Source organism: Candidatus Planktophila lacus, assembly GCF_002288385.1.
Taxonomy (GTDB): Bacteria; Actinomycetota; Actinomycetes; order Nanopelagicales; family Nanopelagicaceae; genus Planktophila; species Planktophila lacus_D.
This window is the reverse complement of record NZ_CP016783.1, coordinates 199,479-219,126: the sequence shown is the minus strand read 5'-3', so window position 1 is coordinate 219,126 and position 19,648 is coordinate 199,479. Positions and strand designations below refer to the sequence as shown.

18 protein-coding genes and 1 tRNA gene are annotated in these 19,648 nt (G+C 48.1%); 9 read left to right on the top strand and 10 right to left on the bottom strand.

The window, feature by feature from the left end:
• Nucleotides 1-67: 67 nt before the first annotated feature.
• Nucleotides 68-3,781, top strand: coding sequence for a multifunctional oxoglutarate decarboxylase/oxoglutarate dehydrogenase thiamine pyrophosphate-binding subunit/dihydrolipoyllysine-residue succinyltransferase subunit (locus tag A1sIIB60_RS01025; RefSeq protein ID WP_095688841.1), 3,714 nt, complete (start codon nt 68-70; stop codon nt 3,779-3,781).
• Here the strand turns inward: A1sIIB60_RS01025 and A1sIIB60_RS01020 are convergent.
• Nucleotides 3,778-4,110 (bottom strand): S26 family signal peptidase, encoded by a 333-nt coding sequence (locus A1sIIB60_RS01020; RefSeq protein WP_095688840.1) that lies wholly within the window; start codon nt 4,108-4,110, stop codon nt 3,778-3,780. The two genes, A1sIIB60_RS01025 and A1sIIB60_RS01020, sit on opposite strands and share 4 nt — an antisense overlap.
• 67 nt (nt 4,111-4,177) lie before the next feature.
• Here A1sIIB60_RS01020 and sodN point away from each other — a divergent pair, with 67 nt between their 5' ends.
• Nucleotides 4,178-4,576 (top strand): superoxide dismutase, Ni, encoded by a 399-nt coding sequence (sodN, locus tag A1sIIB60_RS01015; protein WP_095688839.1) that lies wholly within the window; start codon nt 4,178-4,180, stop codon nt 4,574-4,576.
• Here sodN and A1sIIB60_RS01010 read toward each other — a convergent pair.
• From A1sIIB60_RS01010 to A1sIIB60_RS00995, 4 genes are read right to left on the bottom strand one after another with little or no spacing between them, the layout of a single operon-like run.
• A complete protein-coding gene (locus tag A1sIIB60_RS01010) occupies nt 4,563-4,973 on the bottom strand; it encodes a thioesterase family protein (RefSeq protein ID WP_095688838.1) in 411 nt (136 codons plus the stop codon). The genes sodN and A1sIIB60_RS01010 overlap by 14 nt on opposite strands.
• A gap of 10 nt (nt 4,974-4,983) precedes the next feature.
• The gene (locus A1sIIB60_RS01005) at nt 4,984-5,382 is read right to left on the bottom strand and encodes an anti-sigma factor family protein (protein ID WP_095670664.1); all 399 of its coding nucleotides are present in this window, start codon (nt 5,380-5,382) and stop codon (nt 4,984-4,986) included.
• Nucleotides 5,379-6,005, bottom strand: a complete 627-nt coding sequence (locus A1sIIB60_RS01000; RefSeq protein WP_095670663.1) for a sigma-70 family RNA polymerase sigma factor — start codon at nt 6,003-6,005, stop codon at nt 5,379-5,381. The genes A1sIIB60_RS01005 and A1sIIB60_RS01000 overlap by 4 nt, the downstream gene beginning before the upstream one ends.
• 60 nt (nt 6,006-6,065) lie before the next feature.
• A complete protein-coding gene (locus A1sIIB60_RS00995; protein WP_095670662.1) occupies nt 6,066-6,806 on the bottom strand; it encodes an SOS response-associated peptidase in 741 nt (246 codons plus the stop codon).
• A 23-nt stretch (nt 6,807-6,829) separates the two neighbouring features.
• Between A1sIIB60_RS00995 and aroA the strand changes: the two genes are divergently transcribed.
• Genes aroA through A1sIIB60_RS00975 form a run of 4 tightly spaced genes read left to right on the top strand, consistent with a single transcriptional unit; the run spans nt 6,830 to nt 12,272 of the window.
• Nucleotides 6,830-8,110: a 3-phosphoshikimate 1-carboxyvinyltransferase gene (aroA, locus tag A1sIIB60_RS00990; RefSeq protein WP_095688837.1), complete on the top strand. Its 1,281-nt coding sequence runs from the start codon at nt 6,830-6,832 to the stop codon at nt 8,108-8,110.
• Nucleotides 8,107-9,138: a ribosome small subunit-dependent GTPase A gene (rsgA, locus tag A1sIIB60_RS00985; protein ID WP_095688836.1), complete on the top strand. Its 1,032-nt coding sequence runs from the start codon at nt 8,107-8,109 to the stop codon at nt 9,136-9,138. The genes aroA and rsgA overlap by 4 nt, the downstream gene beginning before the upstream one ends.
• Nucleotides 9,139-9,142: 4 nt before the next feature.
• Nucleotides 9,143-9,943: an inositol monophosphatase family protein gene (locus A1sIIB60_RS00980; RefSeq protein WP_095670659.1), complete on the top strand. Its 801-nt coding sequence runs from the start codon at nt 9,143-9,145 to the stop codon at nt 9,941-9,943.
• Complete coding sequence (locus A1sIIB60_RS00975; protein WP_095670658.1) at nt 9,933-12,272, top strand: heavy metal translocating P-type ATPase; 2,340 nt, start codon at nt 9,933-9,935, stop codon at nt 12,270-12,272. The genes A1sIIB60_RS00980 and A1sIIB60_RS00975 overlap by 11 nt, the downstream gene beginning before the upstream one ends.
• A gap of 5 nt (nt 12,273-12,277) precedes the next feature.
• Here A1sIIB60_RS00975 and A1sIIB60_RS00970 read toward each other — a convergent pair whose 3' ends face one another.
• The 5 genes from A1sIIB60_RS00970 to A1sIIB60_RS00950 form a co-directional block, all read right to left on the bottom strand.
• Nucleotides 12,278-12,883: a DUF4389 domain-containing protein gene (locus A1sIIB60_RS00970; RefSeq protein WP_095670657.1), complete on the bottom strand. Its 606-nt coding sequence runs from the start codon at nt 12,881-12,883 to the stop codon at nt 12,278-12,280.
• Nucleotides 12,884-12,915: 32 nt separating this feature from the next.
• A tRNA-Met gene (locus A1sIIB60_RS00965) sits at nt 12,916-12,989 on the bottom strand.
• Nucleotides 12,990-13,067: 78 nt separating this feature from the next.
• Nucleotides 13,068-15,878, bottom strand: a complete 2,811-nt coding sequence (locus A1sIIB60_RS00960; protein WP_095670656.1) for a UPF0182 family membrane protein — start codon at nt 15,876-15,878, stop codon at nt 13,068-13,070.
• The gene (locus tag A1sIIB60_RS00955) at nt 15,875-16,687 is read right to left on the bottom strand and encodes a S16 family serine protease (protein ID WP_095670655.1); all 813 of its coding nucleotides are present in this window, start codon (nt 16,685-16,687) and stop codon (nt 15,875-15,877) included. Before A1sIIB60_RS00955 ends, A1sIIB60_RS00960 begins: the two co-directional genes overlap by 4 nt.
• Nucleotides 16,688-16,692: 5 nt before the next feature.
• On the bottom strand, nt 16,693-16,959 hold the full coding sequence (locus A1sIIB60_RS00950) for a hypothetical protein (protein ID WP_095670654.1): 267 nt from the start codon (nt 16,957-16,959) through the stop codon (nt 16,693-16,695).
• A gap of 91 nt (nt 16,960-17,050) precedes the next feature.
• Between A1sIIB60_RS00950 and A1sIIB60_RS00945 the strand changes: the two genes are divergently transcribed.
• The 3 genes from A1sIIB60_RS00945 to A1sIIB60_RS07255 all read left to right on the top strand — a co-directional run bounded on the left by A1sIIB60_RS00945 (nt 17,051) and on the right by A1sIIB60_RS07255 (nt 19,546).
• Nucleotides 17,051-18,421 (top strand): zinc-dependent metalloprotease, encoded by a 1,371-nt coding sequence (locus A1sIIB60_RS00945; RefSeq protein WP_095670653.1) that lies wholly within the window; start codon nt 17,051-17,053, stop codon nt 18,419-18,421.
• Between the two features lie 281 nt (nt 18,422-18,702).
• On the top strand, nt 18,703-19,296 hold the full coding sequence (locus A1sIIB60_RS00940; RefSeq protein WP_095670652.1) for a M48 metallopeptidase family protein: 594 nt from the start codon (nt 18,703-18,705) through the stop codon (nt 19,294-19,296).
• 85 nt (nt 19,297-19,381) lie between these two features.
• Nucleotides 19,382-19,546 carry a DUF5679 domain-containing protein gene (locus A1sIIB60_RS07255; RefSeq protein WP_095671782.1) on the top strand — a complete coding sequence of 55 codons (165 nt, stop codon included), beginning with the start codon at nt 19,382-19,384 and terminating at the stop codon, nt 19,544-19,546.
• Nucleotides 19,547-19,648 lie beyond the last annotated feature (102 nt).

The following is a 19,648-nucleotide window of genomic DNA, read 5'->3' as shown; positions in this document are numbered from 1 at the left end:
TTAGCCACGTATTAAGCGTTAATTACCACTGTAATGCTCAAGGTTAATCGCGAAGAAGGGGTTGCCCGTGTCGGCAGATTTCGGAGCCAATGATTGGCTCGTCGAAGAGATGTACGAGCGTTACCAAGCCGATCCAACTTCCGTCGAACCTTCATGGATTGAATTCTTTAAGACTTATAACCCAGGTGCAGCTGCAACAACAAGCGCGCCAAAAGTTGGAACTCCACCAGTTCCACCAATTCCAAAAGCGACACAACAAGTTTTAACACCTGCGCCATCAACCTTGGCAGCACCTGTTACATCTACTCCAGTTTCTGCGCCAGCACCTGTTGCTGCCGCACCTGTCGTTTCAACACCAGCGCCAGTTGTTGCACCAATAGTTTCAACTCCAGCTCCGGCACAAGCGCCAGTTAAACCTGTACCGGTTTTGATTACACCGAGTGCGGCAACGATGGAACCACTTCGTGGGGTTGCCGGTCGCGTTGTTGCATCGATGGAAGCATCGCTGACAGTTCCGACTGCAACAAGTGTGCGCGCAATTCCTGCCAAGTTGATGATTGATAACCGCACCGTTATTACAAATCATTTAAAGCGCACACGTGGTGGAAAAGTTTCATTCACTCACATCATCGCTTATGCCATGATCAAGGCGCTTCGTGCGATGCCAGAGATGAACGCTTTCTATGGCGAGGTAGATGGCAAGCCTGCACTTGGAAAGCCAGAACATATCAACCTTGGTATTGCGATCGACTTGGCAAAGCCCGATGGAACCCGGCAACTACTTGTTCCATCAATTAAGGGTTGCGAAGAGTTAGATTTCGGTCAGTTCTGGGTTGCATACGAAGAGATCGTTAAGAAGGCCCGCGCTGGGGCACTTACCGTTGAAGATTACGCAGGAACAACTGTCTCGCTAACAAACCCAGGCACAATCGGCACAGTTCACTCAGTGCCACGTTTGGTGCAAGGACAAGGCCTAATCGTTGGCGTTGGCGCGATGGATTATCCAGCCGAATTCCAAGGTGCAAGTGAAGAGACCTTGGCCCGCATGGCGATCAGCAAGGTAATAACTCTGACAAGTACTTACGACCACCGCGTTATTCAAGGCGCGCAATCTGGTGATTTCCTTCGCCGCATTCATGAAATCTTGCTCGGTGCCGAAAACTTCTACGATGAAATCTTTGCAGCACTTCGTATTCCATACGAGCCAATTCGTTGGGCATCTGACTTTGAATTCTCTAAAGATGAAGAGATCAACAAAACTGCGCGCGTTCAGCAGTTAATTCAGGCTTACCGCACCTACGGCCACTTGATGGCAGATACCGATCCGCTCAAATATGTACAGCGCTCACACCCAGATCTTGATGTCGTAACTCACGGACTTACTTTGTGGGATCTCGATCGCGAATTTGCAACTGGTGGTTTTGGTGGCGAGAAGTTTATGAAGCTGCGCAAGATCCTCGGAATTCTGCGCGATTCATATTGCCGCTCTGTTGCAGTTGAATATATGTATATTTCAAATCCAGAAGAGCGTAAGTGGATTCAGCAACACGTTGAAATCGGCTTTACCAAGCCAGATCGCGAAGAACAGATCCGCATCTTGCGCAAACTAAATAGCGCAGAAGCATTTGAAACTTTCTTGCAGACTAAATTCGTTGGACAGAAGCGCTTCTCACTCGAAGGCGGCGAATCTGTAATTCCAATTCTTGATGCAGTTATCTCATCTGCTGCCGAAAAGAATTTAGATGAAGTCTGTATCGGTATGCCACACCGCGGTCGCCTAAATGTTCTGGCAAATATCGCTGGCAAGTCATACGGACAAATTTTCCAAGAGTTCCAAGGACATTACAAAGAGAATGAAGTACACGGTTCGGGCGATGTTAAGTACCACTTAGGTACTGAAGGAGTCTTCACCGCAGAATCTGGTGCACAGACCAAGATTTATCTCGCTGCCAACCCTTCACACCTTGAAGCGGTAAACCCAGTACTAGAAGGCATTGTTCGCGCCAAGCAAGATAAGTTAAATGTTAAGGATCTGTACTCAGTTCTGCCTATCTTGCTCCATGGAGATGCTTCATTTGCGGGACAAGGTATTAACTTTGAAACTCTGCAGTTATCTCAACTAAAGGGCTACCGCACCGGTGGAACTATCCATATCGTTGTAAATAACCAAGTTGGCTTCACAACTTCACCTCATGCATCACGTACATCTCGTTACTCAACAGATGTTGCCAAAGCTATCGAGGCGCCGGTCTTCCATGTAAATGGCGATGACCCAGAAGCATGTGTTCGCGTAGCTCGCTTAGCCTTCGAATACCGCCAAAAATTTAATAAAGATGTTGTCATTGACATGGTTTGCTACCGTCGTCGTGGCCACAATGAAGGCGATGAGCCAAGCTTCACACAACCAATGATGTACAAATTAATTGATGCCAAGCGCTCAACTCGTACCTTGTATACCGAATCACTTATCGGTCGCGGAGATATCACTCCGGAAGAAGCCGAGCAGTTAGCGCGCGACTACCAGACACAACTTGAAGAAGTTTATGCATCCGTTGCTAATTATGAAGAAGAGCACGATCCAAACTTCCAGCCTCCAATTGTTCCAAATGCTGAAGATGTCCCAACATTTATCTCAGAACAATTGGTTCGCGAAATTGCAGCGACACAACTTGCGATCCCAGAAGGTTTCCACATCCATCCTAAGATGCTTCCACAGCTGCAAAAGCGTGCGGAATCAATCAACGATGGCACCATCGACTGGTCAACTGGTGAAATGCTCGCCTTCGGTTCACTTCTCAAAGAAGGTCGCCCAGTTCGTTTAGCGGGACAAGATTCACGTCGCGGAACATTTAGCAATCGCCATGCAGTTGTTGTCGATAAAGAGAATGGTTCTGACTGGTTCCCGCTTCGTTCGCTAATTGCCGATGAAAGTCAGTTCTTTGTAGTCGATTCGCTCTTATCTGAATATGCTGCGATGGGCTTTGAATATGGCTATTCGGTAGCTCGCCCAGAAGCGCTTGTGCTTTGGGAAGGTCAGTTCGGTGACTTCGCCAACGGTGCGCAAACAGTTATCGACGAATTCATCTCATCGGCACTTCAAAAGTGGGGCGAGCGTTCATCAGTTGTCTTGCTTCTGCCACATGGTTATGAAGGACAAGGCCCAGATCACTCATCTGCGCGCATTGAACGCTTCTTATCACTTGCTGCAGAGAAGAATATGACGATTGCACAACCTTCCACACCGGCCTCTTACTTCCACTTGTTGCGCTTCCATGCAGCAAATCCAAAGCGCCGTCCGATGGTTGTCTTCACACCGAAGTCGATGCTCCGTCTGCGCGCAGCTGCTTCATCGATCAGTGATTTCACATCTGGAACATTTTTGCCAGTAATTGGTGATGCCACAGTTAACAACGCATCACGTTTGATCTACTGCTCAGGAAAGATTTATCACGACCTTGTTGCAGAGCGAACCAAGTTAAATGACAGCAGTACTGCAATTGTTCGCGTTGAGCGTTTATATCCACTTCCTGTTGCACAGATGGAAGTTGAAGCGAAGAAGCATCCAAATGCAAACTTGCTCTGGGTACAAGATGAACCTGCTAACCAAGGTCCATGGCCACACGTTGCACTCAGCACCACTGAAGTAATCGGTGGAACTGCAGTTGACGGTCGCATACTTCGCAGAATTTCTCGTCGCGCATCAGCATCTCCTGCAACTGGTAACCACCATTTGCACGAGGAAGAAGCTAAAGCGTTGATGTATGAAGCGTTTACGCGTTAATTCTTCTTTATTCGCGTAATTATATTTCCAATAATTTCAGCCTCGCTTAAGAAACCCCATTTGCGAGAATCTGTTCCAGCTTCGTTATCGCTAAGTACGTAGTAACTCTTCGTGCCGCCGTTATCGATTGATATTTCTACGATCCGCTTTACATAGAAGATGCCAGGCTGGGTTTCGCGCTCTACGACAACGACATCGCCGAGGCGCAGAAACAGGTATTTTTTGCCTAAGAAGCCGTAGTGAACAAGTAGCCAATCAAGCGGGTTATAGGTCGGCTGCATCGAAGTGCCTTCCACGATCACACGGCCGAAGATGCCAAAGAAGCCCATGGGCGGTAGTCTCACACATACAGGTTTTGAAATAAAGATAAGAAATATAAAGATAAAGGGAGAGAAAATGAAGAAGTTCTTCACACCAAAGGTAACTGTCCACGCACACTGCGATCTGCCATGCGGAGTTTACGATCCAGCACAGGCAAAGATCGAAGCGCTCTCAGTTAAGGCATGCATGGAAAAGTATGCAGCTAACCCAGATGCAGATTTTCGTTCACGTTCAGTTGCAATCAAAGAAGAGCGTTCACATCAAGTTAAAGAGCACCTCTGGGTTCTCTGGACTGATTACTTCAAGGCCCCACACTTTGAGGCATACCCACAACTTCACTCACTCTTTAACGAGGCGACAAAGTTGGCAGGAGCTGCCGGTACAAAGGGAACTCAAGATTTGGCTGTTGCAGATAAGTTGATCGCAAAGATCGATGAAATTGCCGAGATCTTCTGGGCCACTAAGAAGGCTTAATTAAAGATTGCGCGGCGGTGCGGGCGAGGAAAGATACTCGCTCCACCGCCGTTCTTTCTATTATGGCAAAAGCGATATGGCGCTCACCTTCATAGATATCGCATTCAAAGATCATCGAACGCCCATCCATTTCCGTACAGCGCGCGGCTCCGCGAATTTCAGAGCCAATTCCAACGGAATCAATAACCGAGATATCGAACTTATCGACGATCGTTGTCTCGCCAGTTTCTAAATACTCGCTCAGCGCTGCAACACATGCGCTCTCCATCACGCTCATTAAATGGCCCGGCGCAAGAATTGGTAGATCAGAGATTCCCATTGCTAGACAGGTATCACCGGGGCGAACGGTCATTACCGAGAAACCGACTGCTCCGATTACCTCATCTGCTGGGCGCATAAATAGTTAATTACTTCTCGTCGTCTATGAAGTGCTGAACATGAGTTTGTTCAATCTGAATTTCGCGATGTTCTACGTTACCGAACTCATCGATTTCAATTGAAATTTCGGTCATGCTGTATTGCGTTACGACTTCAGTAACGCCAGTACCACTTGCTTGGCGGAGAAGCTCTTCGTGGATGCTGCGATGCAAATCTTCCGGGGCCTTCTCATCGCAAGAACGACGCAGCACATCCTGCAAGAGGGTATGCATTGCTTGCTCGTGCTCAACTTCTGCGCGACAAGCAGCGCAAGTATTTAGGTGAGATTCAATCGCTTGTGGGTTATGGGTCTCTTCAACAACGCCTTCGATGATAAAGACAACGGAGGAGAGAACCTCAATACATGGAATCTCTTCGAGATGGCTCATGCCTTCTCCCCCTTTCCGCTCTTATTTGCCGGCTTGGCATCGGTGGAGTAACCAAGTTCTTTTGCATAGTCGGCTAATTTTTCGCGCAGTAACTTACGTCCGCGGTGCAGACGTGACATCACAGTGCCGGCAGGAACATCGACGATATCTGCGATCTCTTTGTAGGAAAAACCCTCAACATCAGCCAAGTAAACGGCGATGCGAAATTCTTCGGGGATGTCTTGCAGCGCGCGTTTGATATCGCTATCTGGCAAATTCTCTAGCGCTTCTACTTCTGCAGATTTTCCGAGATCGCTCGTATGTGATTGCGCCTCAGCTAACTGCCAATCTTCGAGTTCCCCAGCTGCAAGTTGTGGGCGGCGTTGATCTTTACGATAAGAGTTAATAAATGTGGTTGTTAAAACGCGATAGAGCCAGGCACGTAAGTTAGTGCCTTCTTCAAATTGGTGGAATGAGTTAAAGGCTTTTAGATAAGTATCTTGAACTAAATCGCGCGCATCTTCGGGGTTCTTTGTATAACGAAGCGCTGCTGCATATAACTGGTCCATAAACACAATGGCATCGCGCTCGAACCGAGTATTGCGATCGGAAGCGCTCTCTAGGACTAGATCTTTAGATGCCATCTCTTACACACTATCCCAAAGTCGTAGAAATCGCTCTTTATGCCCGCTTAACGCCGAACCTTAAAAGAGCGTCTGCGCCTCTCCCAGTTCGATCTCAGCAATTAATTCGGGGCCGTTATTTGCCACCAGATTTACCTGCGATGAAACCGGTCTAGTTACCAACCCAGCGGCTGGATCTGGGTTCTGCATTAACGCAATTAAATCTTCGATCTCACGATTCTTTGGATCTAACCAATCGCTCCACTTATTGCGCTCCATAAAGACTGGCATCCGGCTATGGATAGTTGCTAACTCGCCAACTGCTTCGCGAGTAATAATCGCGGCAGATTGAATCTCTTCGCCTTTCTCATTCTTCCAAGTGCTCCAGATTCCAGCGATCGAAAGTGATTTTTTGGGTTCTGCAGAAGTTATGTAGAAAGGTTGTTTTGGTGGGTACTGACCTAAAGATGTCGCCCATTCGTAATAACCGGTTGCTGGAATTAAACATCGTGTTGTGCGAAAGGCTTGGCGAAATGTTGGCTTCTCATGAATTGATTCGCTACGCGCATTAATTGCATGTGATTGCGAGGCGCGCGCTTCGGCAAAGTTCTTCTGCCACGGCGCGATGATTCCCCACGATGCGCTATCCAATATTCTCTCTAAAGAATTGGTGTTTCCTGGAGTATCTCGAATAATGTAAATCTCATTGGTCGGTGCGATATTCCAATTCAACGGCAGCGAAGCATCAAGGGTTGATCCATCGAGGTTAAATTCCCCGATGATCTCGTCCATCTCTTGCGCTCTGGCATAACGACCGCACATAGGTAGAGAGTAGACTGTTGCTTATGCTCTGGCCCGCTCCATTTCGTGGAGATAAGAAAGTCAGCGCGCGAGTAGTAATCCCGGGTTCAAAATCGGTGACCAACCGCGCGCTAATTCTCGCTGCGCAAGCCCAGAGCCCTTCACTTTTAAAGCGCCCACTTATCTCACGCGATACCGAGTTAATGGTTGCTGGACTTCGTGCAATGGGCATATCCATAAAAGAAACCGATTGGGCTTGGGAGATAACTCCTGCGCCACTTCGCGGGCCTGCCAAGGTTGATGTTGGAAACGCCGGAACCGTTATGCGCTTCTTGCCGCCACTTTCTGCGCTGGCACAAGGCGATATTTCATTTGATGGCGATCCCCGTTCTTACGAACGTCCCCTTGGGCCAGTTATCGCAGCACTCGAAGATCTCGGAATCGAAATCGAACATGGTGGTCGTTACAGCTTGCCAATGGTTGTTAAGAGCAAAGGCGAGATTCCGGGCGGTGCGTTAACAATTGATGCCAGCGCATCAAGTCAATTCTTATCAGCGCTCCTTTTAATTGCGCCAAGTACGCGCGATGGAATAGTTGCAACGCATAAAGGTGGACCACTTCCATCAATGCCACATATCGATATGACGGTGCAGATGCTCCGTGATTTCGGTGCAGAAGTAACTGTTGATAAATCAGCTAACAGTTGGAGCGTCTCTGCAGGTGCGCTGCACGGACAAGATTTAGTTATAGAGCCAGATCTTTCAAATGCTGCACCGTTTCTTTCTATAGCTATGGTCTGTGGCGGATCAATCACTATTGCAGATTGGCCAGAAGTTACAACTCAGCCTGGTGATCAGCTGCGCGAGATCTTAACTGCGATGGGCGCAACTATCTCGCGCGGTAAAGATGGCTTAACAATTACAGGTGGCGAAAGCATCCACGGAATCGATATCGATTTACACGATGTTGGTGAGTTAACGCCAGCAATTGCAGCTTTGGCAGCTCTTGCAGATTCGCCATCTCATCTACGCGGTATCGGGCATTTACGTCTGCATGAAACAGATCGTTTAGCCGCTCTTACCCGCGAAATTAACTCACTTGGTGGCAACGTCGTTGAAGATGAAACTTCACTCCATATAACTCCGCACGGCGCAATGGGTAAAGGTTTACATGGCGGCACATTCCACACTTACGAAGATCACCGACTAGCAACAGCTGGTGCTGTTATTGGATTGGTAATTCCTGGCGTTGAAATCGAAAACGTTGCAACAACCCGTAAGACCTTGCCCGATTTTCCTGGGCTTTGGCAGAGTTTGGTCTCATGACGCCACGCGAATTTGATGAATCAGATGCGCGGATTCGCCCTGCGCGGCGCACCCGCCCAAGAAGTAAAGATCGCCCCGCTCACGCTGATGCAATTCAAGCCTTAGTTACAACTGTAGATCGCGGTCGCACAACTTGTATTACAGATGGTGGCGTCATTGTCACCGCGATGAAGGCGCGCGAGATGGGTCCAAAATCTGTCGTTGTTGGTGATTTAGTGAATCTTGTTGGAGATGTTTCGGGCACCGAAGGAACTCTGGCGCGCATTGTTTCAATCGCACCTCGCCGCAATAGTTTGAGTAGAACCGTTGATGATGCCGCCAAGATGGAGCGCACCATCGTTTCCAATATTGATCAGTTGGTGATTGTTGTTGCCGCGGCAAATCCTGAACCTCGCCGTGGTCTTATTGATCGCTTCTTGGTCTGCGCTTTCCACGAAAACATTAAACCTATTTTGCTCGTTACCAAAACGGATGTTGCAGCTGTTCCAGATTTCTTACATGAATATGAAACTCTCGGGGTAGAGATCGCAACTGCCGCGATTAAATCTGATACCCGCGAAAGAGATTTGGCTAATTTATTTTCACTACTAAATGGCAAGACTTCGGTCTTAGTTGGCCATTCTGGCGTTGGTAAATCCACTTTAATTAACGCACTTGTGCCACACGCTGATCGCGTTACGGGCGATGTTAACGATGTAACCGGACGCGGTCGCCACACCTCATCAAGTGCAATTGCGCTGCCGTTATCCCCCGATCTATCTCCTTCACAAGGCTGGATTATCGATACTCCAGGAATCCGCGCCTTTGGGCTGGCTCATCTTGATTCCAATCGGATCGTCGCTGCATTTAACGATCTCTATGAGGTCACACAAACCTGCATGCCAAATTGTTCACACCATGAAATCGGCTGTCGCTTAAATGAATGGGCTAACCCAGATGGCGTTGTAAACGCTGAGCGAAGCGCACGAGTTGCAAGTCTGAGATCACTTTTAGAGCTTAAAGATTCAAACCCGCCCGCGATAGACTGACAACATGTCCTTTTCGCGCGGCAATGATTTAGCGCTGGCTATTCGCCTGGCAGATGCAGCAGATTCAATTACCTTAGCGCGCTACCAATCTATTGATTTAGTTGTTACAACTAAGCCAGATAACACACCTGTCACAGATGCCGATAAGGCAACTGAAGAAGCTTTGCGCGCGCTACTTAAGAACCACCGCCCAGATGATGGAATCGTTGGTGAAGAATTTGGAAATGATGCAGGTAGTGCAGAGCGTTACTGGGTTATTGATCCAATTGATGGCACCAAGAATTTTTTGCGTGGAGTTCCAACATGGGCTACTTTGATCGGTTTAATTGAAAAGCAGAGCGATGGCCGCGAAGTTGTGGTCGTTGGCGTAGTTAGCGCTCCTGCACTATTTCGTCGTTGGCATGCCAGCGAAGGCCACGGCGCATTTGTTTCGGTAAATAAAGCAGCCCCACAACGCATCAGCGTTTCGCAGGTAAGCGAAGTTAAAGATGCCTCAATTTCTTACTCTGACTTTATTGGTTGGGGCGAAAGACTCGCGCCCTTCCAAGAGTTAATGTCATCTGCTTGGCGCACCCGCGGTATCGGAGATTTCTGGTCACATATGTTGGTTGCCGAAGGTGCGGTAGACGTTGCAATAGAACCATCTCTGGCGTTGTGGGATATGGCCGCGCTCGACATTATTGTGCGCGAAGCAGGCGGAAGATTTACCAATGTAGCCGGCGTCGATGGCAGCCTCGGTGGAAGTGGGCTTTCTACAAACTCTGCGATTCATCAGAAGATTGTGGACAAATTAAATGGGAACTGAAGATATTAAGATCGAACTTTCTCGCCCAGCCAGTGTGGAGCCAGAAAAGCCAGGTAAAACAATTGATTTAAGCAAGAGTTCGCTCACAACTCGAACGTTTTCGGTTTCGGGCATGACTTGTTCTTCATGCGTGAACACTGTTGAGAAATCACTTAACGCGATGAGCGGGGTCAGCGCCAGCGTTAACTTTGCAACTGAAACTGTTCATATCTTGGCACCTGCTGAAGTAAAGACTGCAGATTTGATTAAGAAGATTAAGGGTTCTGGATACGGTGCAGTTTTGGTTGAAGATGGTGCCGGCCCTGCGCTACATAGCAAAAAGTCTGGAATTGCGCTCTTCTTCGCAATTATCTTCGCAGTGCCTGCGATCTTGGTTTCCATGGTCGAACAATGGCGCGAGACAATTGATACCGAGATTCTCCTAACTCTCGATTACTTCAATATCTTGCCGCCGCTGTATTCACCAACTGCTTGGCTGGCAATCGGTCTAACTACGCCGCTGATTTTGCTAGTTGCCTTGCCGATTCACCGCGCGGCGATCCGTAATTTCTTTCACCCAACAATGGATTCACTTATCTCGCTCGGTTCATTTAGCGCATTCGGTTGGTCGATATATTCAAATGCAACAGGACAGGGTGATGTCTATACCGAAGTCGCTGCCGGAGTTTTGTTATTTGTGATTCTCGGTCGCCATCTTGAATCACGCGCCAAGCGTCGTGCTAGTAGCGCCCTTGCTGCGCTTCTCGCACTCGGCTCAAAAGAGGTAATTGTTCTCCGTAAAGGGCTTGAAGTAATCGTCCCAATTTCAGAGTTGCAGATCGGTGATGATTTTGTTGTAAAACCTGGTGCGCGAATTCCAACTGATGGATTAGTTATCTCAGGAATCTCAACGGTAAATAACGCGATGATGACCGGTGAATCAACTCCTGTTGAAGTTGGACCCGGATCTCGCGTTATCGGGGCATCGCTAAATAACAATGGCCGCATCATTGTGCGCGCTACCCGCATCGGAAGCGATACCGAGCTAGCGCGCATCACTTCAATGGTCGTTCAAGCCCAAGGAAATAAGGCGCCAATTCAGCGCTTAGCCGATCGAATTTCCGCAATCTTTGTTCCCGTTGTTACAACGCTAGCGATTGGAACCTTCTTCGCTTGGTATTACCTAGGTAACGGTGGCGAAGGAAGTTCACTCGCTGGTTCAATTCAAATTGCGATCACCGTCTTAGTTATCGCCTGCCCATGCGCACTTGGTTTAGCAACTCCAGTTGCTTTACTTGTTGCATCAGGTCGCGGCGCGGCTCGCGGAATCGTGTTGCGTCAGCCACGTGCATTGGAACTGGCACGCAAGGTAGATGTTGTTGTTCTTGATAAGACAGGAACGCTCACAACTGGCGTCATGAAGGTGCATGAGACAACTATTCCAACCAGCGCTCACAAAGTTCTAGGCGCTACCTATGCTGAATTTTTAAATGAGAAGACAATTCTTTCGACTGCGTTATCGCTTGAACTAGCCAATGACCATCCGATCGCACAAGCAATCGCATCTCACGCGCTTGCCAATGGCGCAGTGCGTAAAGATGTTATCGAATTTACCCAGACACCTGGCGCCGGCGTTGCCGGCAGAGTTTTGATCGGTGCAATCTCTCCAGTGGTTTTAATCGGAACACCAAAGGCAATCGCCCATAGCGCAACAACTTTTGATCCTGGAATTGAAGCTGCAATTGCCCGCGGCGAAGAATCTGGCCACAGCGTTTCAGTACTTGCCTGGGATGGCGTTGCAATCGCAGTCTTTGCAACTGGTGATCAGGTTAAAGCAGATGCCGCTGCAACTATCAGCGCACTTATTGATAAGGGAATTACCCCTTGGTTAATAACTGGAGATAACGAGGAGAGCGCTGGCGCAATTGCGCGCGCTGTAGGAATTAAGGGCGAGCATGTAATTGCCCGCGCGCTACCTGAGGAGAAACTTGATCGAATCAACGCTCTAAAGTCAGCCGGCCAGACTGTTTTGATGATCGGTGATGGCATTAACGATGCGGCAGCACTTGCGGCAGCAGATTTAAGTATGGCGATGGGAACTGGTACAGATTCTGCGATCTCATCTGCAGATATAACTTTAATGCGCCCTGAGTTAATGAGCGTTGTAGATGCGCTCAATTTATCCAAGCGCACACTGAAAACAATCAAAGTTAACCTGGGATGGGCCTTCGCCTACAACGTGATTGGTATTCCAATTGCTGCAGCAGGAGCGTTAACTCCTATGTATGCAGCGGGTGCGATGGCGATTAGCTCGCTATTTGTAGTAACTAACTCTTTAACTATTAGATAGTTAGATTACTTAAGGCGAAAAGTTGGGTACTTGTCTGTAACAAGTAACAACATATAACCCTGAACGCGGTTCCAGTATGCGATTGTGCCGAGCACGATTTCACCGGCCCATTCAGGATATCTTCCAGTAATCGAAGTCTGCACCCAGGCAATGACTGTAACAACCAGAGAAATTACAAGGTAGATCGCGCCAACGATGTAATGCGGGATAGCCAAGAACCATTTAACTAAAGGCAAAACGCGATTTAACTTTTTGCCGCCTTCAACATCAGGGAAGAGAACGGCAACCTTTGAATTAGCTTCAATTGATGGGTACTTGTCATTCAAGATCAATACGTAGGCAGCCAAACGAGTTGATAGCTCAACTACCGCGTGGTTAAAGGTGAGAACGTAACTTGGATATTTTCCGCGAAATACCAGGGCTAGCAAAGTTGGCAGTGCGACTACTCCTGCAGTTCCTGCAGCCCAGCTTTCGCTCTCGCTAAAGGATGATTGCGCAAAGGTCGCTACGAAGATGATCGCTGGGAAGGCGATAATTCCGCGGAAGAAAACAGTCTTGCGGTTGCGATCTTTATGTTTGATCTTGACGAGCGTCTTTACTTGGTTACTCATAATGAGACCTCAGATTTCATTTGTACTTCTAGTAGCGGGGGCAGGATTTGAACCTACGACCTCTGGGTTATGAGCCCAGCGAGCTACCGAGCTGCTCCACCCCGCGTCGGAAGTGTCAGTCTAAAGGGTGGGCAAGTAATAGCCAAATCCGCCTAATTAATGGTTAATTAAAGCGATAAGAAAATTACTTACGTCCTTCAGCAGCGATAGCAGCGGCAAGTGCAGCTTTTAAGCGATCTTGTGCGCGACCGTAGGCAGCGAAATCACCCTTAGCGAGTGCAGCATTACCGTCGGCAAGTGCTTGTCTTGCGTTTTGCAACGCTGACTTTAGATCATCAGATGCGTTATTGGTTGTTGATGTAACTGGTGATCCGGATGAAGAAGTTCCAGAGTTACCACCAAATACTTGATCGAGTGCGCCCTTAAGTGAGCTATCGAATCCAATTACATCACCGAAAGATACGAGAACTTTCTGTAGCAATGGATATGCCGCAGTGTTTGAAGTTGCTCGCACATAGACAGGTTGTACGTAGAGAAGGCCGCCACCGACTGGCAGTGTTAACAAGTTTCCAAGTACAACATCTGATCCACCTTGGCGGAGCAAGGAGAGCGAGTTAGCAACTTCAGGTTTTGCTTCGAAGTTAGAGGCAACCTGTGATGGACCTGCCACGTTTGTGCTTCGTGGTAATTGCAGAACTGTGATCTTGCCGTAATTTGGTCCATTATTTGAATCAACAACGGCGAATGCGGAAAGGTTTTCACGTCCACCACGTGGAACGAATGGCGTCGTTAAAGTAAATGTTGGTTTATCAGTACCTGGCATTTCTAGAGTCATGTAGTACGGAGGTTGTGCTCCAGCGTTTGCTCCGAATGTAGAAGGATCACGTGGCACGCGCCAGAAATCTTGTCCACCGTAGAACGCAGCGGCAGTTTGTACGTGATACGAGCTAAGTACATCGCGTTGTACACGGAACATATCTTCCGGATAGCGGATGTGCTCGAGAAGTTCTTTAGACATCTTGCTCTTTGGAGTAACTGTATTTGGGAAGGCCTTCATCCAGGTCTTTAGGACTGGATCCTTCTCATCCCATTGGTATAGAACAACTGTGCCGTCATAGGCGTCAACAGTGGCCTTAACCGAGTTACGGATGTAGTTAATGTTCTGATTTCGCTGCGCAGTAACTGCTCCAGAATTTGTGGTTAGAGCATCTGTAGTCGCTGCTCCAAGTGCTGTGGTCTGTGAATATGGGTAACCAGAGCTGGTTGTATATCCGTCGATGATCCACTGAATCTTGCCATCAACAATTGCTGGGTATGGATCTCCATCAATAGTTAGCCATGGCGCAACCTTGGCAACGCGATCACGTGGTGAACGGTTGTAGAGTATCTTTGATTCTGAGTTGATCAAACTTGAAAGAACGATTCGCTGTTCTTGGTATTGAATTGCAAAGAGCAATTTCTTAAAGAGGCCGCCCATTGGGACGCCGCCCTTACCTGTATATGTGTAGTTCTTCTGTCCATTTGCTGAAGCATCATCTGGATAGTCGAATTCAACAGGAGTATCGGTCTTTGGTCCACCGATGATTGAGTAATCAGGAACGTTCTCACCGAAGTAAACGCGTGGTTGGAACTTTCCAAGACCGGTTGTTGGAGGAAGATCTCCAACTAGGAAGTTTGGCTTGCCATCGGCATCAACGGTATTTCCAAATGCAGATACAAAACCGAAACCGTGGGTGTAAACCAAGTGATCGTTAATCCAGTTACGGCTTGGGTTACCTTCGATATTTAGTTCGCGAACTGCAACAACCGCATCGCGTTGCACGCCGTTAACTGTGTAACGATCGATATCGAGTGATTCTGGGAATGAGTAGTAAGGCTTGATCTGCTGTAGTTGACGGAACGTTGCAGAGAGAACGTTTGGATCCATCAAACGAATATTTGCAATTGTCGCTGCATCATTTGCTAGCTGACCTGAATTCGTTGAAACAGTTGCTTGGTAATCCTTCATCTCAACGCCGGCAATGCCGTAGGCATCGCGGGTGGCATCGATATTGCGCTGAATATAAGGGGCTTCCTTAGATGATTCAGATGGCTTTACTTGGAACTGTTGAACCGCACCTGGGTAAACGCCTGCGATAAGAACTGAAGCGCCAACCATAAGCGCGGTACCTGCTGCAGGAAGTAGCCATGATTTGCGGACGATATTTGCAAAGAAGAGAAGTGAACAGATAACTGCAATCGCTGCCAAAATTGATTTTGCCGGAAGAGTTGCATTTACATCTGTGTAGGTAAGGCCGGTGATCAATCTGCTCTCTTTAAGTGCGAGTGCAAAGCGATCGAAGTAGTAAGCAACCGCCTTCAAGAGAACGATTAAGCCAAGTAGAACTGAAAGCTGAACGCGAGCAGCAACTGTTGTGCGCTCTTGTGGAACCTGCGGACGAATTCCACCGTAGAGGTAATGCACTGCAGCACTTGCCAGAGTTGCCAAAATTAAAGTTGAGATTCCCCAGCCGATAAGTGTTTGAAAGAACGGTAGGCGGAATGCGAAGAAGGAGATATCAAGGCCGAATTGCGGATCTTGGACACCAAACTCGGTTGAGTTGCTAAAGAGCAACCATGAGCCCCAAAGATTTGAAGCACTTGTTCCACCGAAGTAGAAGAGAACTAAAACAATTCCGGCAAAGACTAGTTTGCGGATTGGATCGATCGTTGCGCGGTAGCGCTCTAGGTTGTCGGCTTCAACCGAGGTTGGAACATAAAAGGGGCGACGACGAAATGCTAGAAAAATATTTAGCGAAATAATTAAAGATGTTAGAAGACCGGCGATTACAAAGAGCGCGACCTTCGTTGTTAGGACAGTTGACCATACGCCAGTGAAGCCAACTGAGTTGAACCAGAGCCAATCAACATAGAAACCACTTAACGCAACAAGTGCGCCAGTGATAACTGCCAGAATAGTTAGGGTAATTGCTAGCGGGCTTGGCTTTTTCATCATGCTCCTAAGTTAGCGCACCCTCGCGGGTCTTCCGAATTGAACGCGGCCATAGCCTCTTTTAGGCTGCTAACCGCTGCGATTTTAATCCCAGATGGAATTGTCGCAAGATTTGGTGCAAGGTCTTTGCAATTGGCCTCTGGAACAAGGATGAGAGTTGCACCAGCCTTCTTTGCCGCCAAAATTTTCTCAGCAACTCCCCCGATACTTCCCACTTTTCCAGCGCTATCAATTGTTCCTGTCACTGCAACGCTCTTGCCCTGCAAAATGTTCTCGCTCGTAAGTAGCTCGATTATTCCGATTGCAAAGGCGAGTCCGCCACTTGGACCACCGGTCTTAGCAAGTGAAATTTCCAGATCACTTGGTTTGATAACAACTGCTGAAGATTGCGAGTAATTCGCTTTGAGATATTCCAGCGCCACCGATTTAGCAACAACCTGCGAATCAACCATCTCAGTCTTTGCAATCGCCTTCTCTGCTTCTGCACTTCGACCATCTTTATAAAATAGCGATCTCGGCATTACAGCATTTTCACTCTTCATCCAGGAGTAAATAAGTTCAACGCCAGTTACATATGCCGATGGGTTGGTGATCAAAATTGAGAGTAGATAAAGGTTTCCATCGCTGGGATAAATCTGCAGCGATGCCGGCGCCGACTTAGAAAGAGCGATCGTCTTTTCTTTAGCGCTTTGATCTAAAACATTCTGCGCATTACCAGGCATCAAAACTACAAATGGAAGGGGGGCAAGAAAGGCGGTACCGAAGAAAATGGCTAGAACAAGGGATGTGGTGCGAGGAAGTCGAACGGTCACGAGATTTAGTCGCTGGTACTTGAGCCCGCAGGTGCGCCATCGGTAGATGGGTCAGTTAATTCATCTAATTCATCAGTGTTCGCTGCAGTGTTTGTAGTTATCTCAGCGGCGCGGAAGGAGTCTTGAAAGCGTTGAAATTGGCCGACAGAGCGGGTGGTTTCAGATTCAAACTTTGATTTAAATTGGGTAACCCATACGACATAGCCAAGTGCGCCAAGCAGGCCTGCGAGCGGAATTACCCACCAGATGAGAGCCGTGAAAGCGTTGGACATGTTAGATAGCCTAGCGCCTGCGGGAAGGAATTTCGCACCCAAGGTGTTGTAGGTAAAACAAGATAGAAGTAACAGAGAATGGAGTCGGATTGTGGCCGGTTTTGGTTTTACTCCCGATGATCCCAACGATCCCGATAACTCCAATAACTCTGGAAATGAGGGCGGTACAGATTTCGAAGCGATGATGCGCCAGATGCAAGAACAGATGAAGGCGCAATTTGAACAACTTGGAATCAATCCTGCAGGGTTTGTAAATCCTTTCACTTCTCTCTTTTCGCAAGTTGGAAAAACCAATAGCGGTGCTAATGGAAAAGAAGAAGTTCTTTCAATTGCAACGGCAAGGGATACCGCTACTAAATTTGTAAAAGTGCAAGGGTTAAAACCACTAGGAACGAAAGATGTTTCGGTAGTTGAAAACGCCTTTGAAATTTCAGAGCTCTGGCTAAATGAAGCGACTGCCTTTCCGGCATCCACTCACGCACCAATTGCAGTGAGCCGAATGGATTGGGTTCTTGAAACTATGCCAGGTTGGCATAAGACCATTGAGCCGCTTGCTGCTGGTTTATCTTCAGCAATTTCCGATCTAATGGATCAAGCGATGAACGCACAGGCTGCCGATCCGGAGCAGGGCCAGCCGCCGATCGAGATGATCACTGCGATGTTGCGCTCCTTTATCGGCACCATGATCGCAACTCAACTGGGGCAGTCGATTGGCACCTTAGCCACCAGCGTTACCGGCGCCCACGACGTTGGCCTGCCGCTACTAGATCCCGCCCGCGCCATTGTTATTCCAGAAAATATTGAGAATTGGGCAGTTGATTTAGAGATCGCTAAATCTGAAGTCTTTATCTTTCACGCTCTACGCGAAGGCGCAGTAGCTCGTTTATTTGCGCATAACCCTTGGCTAGTTTCATATATTCAAAGCGCGGTTGTGGAATATGGAAAAGGTATTCATATCGATATCGATGCCATTCAACGCCAGGCGCAAGAGGCTTTTGAAGGTATGCAAGCAAATATGCCTGAAGGCGCTGGCGAAGGAGAAGCGATTTCCTTTGCTTTAGATAATGGAATTTTTACACCTGAAGAATCACCGGCGCAGAAGAGTGCGCTGTTAAAACTGGAAACTGTTTTGGCGCTAATCGATGGTTGGACTGATGAAGTCGTTTCACTTGCTGCTGGAGATCGAATTCCGAGTATCGAACAACTCCGCGAATCACATCGACGTCGTCGCGCTTCTTCATCTCCTGCGCAACAGTTATTCTCATCGATGCTTGGTCTGCAAGTTTCGCCAAAGCTAACTCGCGAGGCAAGCACTTTCTGGAAAAAGATCCGTGAAGTAAAGAGCGTTGGCGAGCGCGATCAAATCTGGAGCGGCTTTCTTCCAACAGCTGATGATTTGTTAGATCCTGAGAAGTTCCTGACAAGCACTTCTATTCCAGATGATCTCTCGGGTTTGCTCTAGTACTTCAGAATTAGTTAAGAAAAGAAAAGCGAAGTCCCCGGGCGCACATTCATATATCTGCCTTCCCCTTGCAGATATAGAACGGTTATCCGAGGACTTCGTAAGCGCAACTTATGACCAAAAGTGCCGAGAATCAAATAAATAGAGATTTGACACACCCATTAATTACCTTGTAATGAGCGTTTAACTCATCGCAAATCTCTCAACACGTACTTTAGATTTCGCGGATAGATAAGTTAAATTCGAATCGAAGGAGTACTTTTTCCATATGGAGTTTCAAAATGGCCTTTGATGACATTGCTGGCGAAGATGATCTAACCCTTCCGGGAATTTCAGAGGGTGAGATTCTCGTTATTCGTTCCGCCCGTCGCAAACGAAATATCTCGGCATATCGCCAAGGCGGTCGCATCATCGTCTCAATCCCTGCGCGGATGAGTAAGGCAGATGAACACGCGATCGTGCCCGAGATGATCGCCAAGATTCGAAGCCAAGAATCAGAACGAACTCCGAGCGAAGAACGCCTTATAGAGCGCACCCACGAACTAATGGCATCCCTAGCCCCAGAGATCACGGCACGTCCTGCATCGATCAACTGGCGGCCTATGCGCGAGCGCTGGGGCTCTTGCACCAGCGTTGACCGCACGATTCGGATCTCAGATCGACTAAAGCTCGCCCCGGATTACGCTCTCGACTATGTCCTCTTCCATGAGGCGATCCATCTGGAGCACTTTGATCATGGCCCAGCCTTTACCGAGGTCTTGGCCCGATTTGAGGACTCAGAGCTGGCCAGCGCCTATCTAGATGGGTATGAGGCGGCAGAACGCGCCCTGGCTGAGCCTGTTGAGCTAAAAAAACTCCGCACAACTAGGGGTTAGTTAAGCGTATTTGAGCGTGGACAGGGGTATCGTCATGCTTGCACGCGTGGGCGCTCAGAGCTCAGGCGGCGATTGGAGGCAAATCATGACAGCAGAGACATACAAGGGTGACGCTTACTGCGTTAAGTGCAAAGAGAAGCGTGACTTCGAAGGCACTGTGAAGATCTCAGACTCTGGTCGTCGCATGGCACAGGGCATCTGCCCAGTCTGTGGCACCAAGGTCAACAGAATTCTTGGCAAGGCTCAGTAACACAAACCCAAAAAATTAAAGATTCACCCCGTTGTTCGCCGCACGTTGGCGAGCACGGGGTGAATTTATTTTTATCCCCTGCGTAAAGATTGGCGCGCGTAT

What these genes read in the sequence shown, in the direction of transcription:
- A1sIIB60_RS01020 (WP_095688840.1), bottom strand. Translation starts at nt 4,110, where the DNA reads ATGGGCTTCTTTGGCATCTTCGGCCGTGTGATCGTGGAAGGCACTTCG.
- sodN (WP_095688839.1), top strand. Translation starts at nt 4,178, where the DNA reads ATGAAGAAGTTCTTCACACCAAAGGTAACTGTCCACGCACACTGCGAT.
- A1sIIB60_RS01010 (WP_095688838.1), bottom strand. Translation starts at nt 4,973, where the DNA reads ATGCGCCCAGCAGATGAGGTAATCGGAGCAGTCGGTTTCTCGGTAATG.
- A1sIIB60_RS01005 (WP_095670664.1), bottom strand. Translation starts at nt 5,382, where the DNA reads ATGAGCCATCTCGAAGAGATTCCATGTATTGAGGTTCTCTCCTCCGTT.
- A1sIIB60_RS01000 (WP_095670663.1), bottom strand. Translation starts at nt 6,005, where the DNA reads ATGGCATCTAAAGATCTAGTCCTAGAGAGCGCTTCCGATCGCAATACT.
- A1sIIB60_RS00995 (WP_095670662.1), bottom strand. Translation starts at nt 6,806, where the DNA reads ATGTGCGGTCGTTATGCCAGAGCGCAAGAGATGGACGAGATCATCGGG.
- aroA (WP_095688837.1), top strand. Translation starts at nt 6,830, where the DNA reads ATGCTCTGGCCCGCTCCATTTCGTGGAGATAAGAAAGTCAGCGCGCGA.
- rsgA (WP_095688836.1), top strand. Translation starts at nt 8,107, where the DNA reads ATGACGCCACGCGAATTTGATGAATCAGATGCGCGGATTCGCCCTGCG.
- A1sIIB60_RS00980 (WP_095670659.1), top strand. Translation starts at nt 9,143, where the DNA reads ATGTCCTTTTCGCGCGGCAATGATTTAGCGCTGGCTATTCGCCTGGCA.
- A1sIIB60_RS00975 (WP_095670658.1), top strand. Translation starts at nt 9,933, where the DNA reads ATGGGAACTGAAGATATTAAGATCGAACTTTCTCGCCCAGCCAGTGTG.
- A1sIIB60_RS00970 (WP_095670657.1), bottom strand. Translation starts at nt 12,883, where the DNA reads ATGAGTAACCAAGTAAAGACGCTCGTCAAGATCAAACATAAAGATCGC.
- A1sIIB60_RS00960 (WP_095670656.1), bottom strand. Translation starts at nt 15,878, where the DNA reads ATGATGAAAAAGCCAAGCCCGCTAGCAATTACCCTAACTATTCTGGCA.
- A1sIIB60_RS00950 (WP_095670654.1), bottom strand. Translation starts at nt 16,959, where the DNA reads ATGTCCAACGCTTTCACGGCTCTCATCTGGTGGGTAATTCCGCTCGCA.
- A1sIIB60_RS00940 (WP_095670652.1), top strand. Translation starts at nt 18,703, where the DNA reads ATGGCCTTTGATGACATTGCTGGCGAAGATGATCTAACCCTTCCGGGA.
- A1sIIB60_RS07255 (WP_095671782.1), top strand. Translation starts at nt 19,382, where the DNA reads ATGACAGCAGAGACATACAAGGGTGACGCTTACTGCGTTAAGTGCAAA.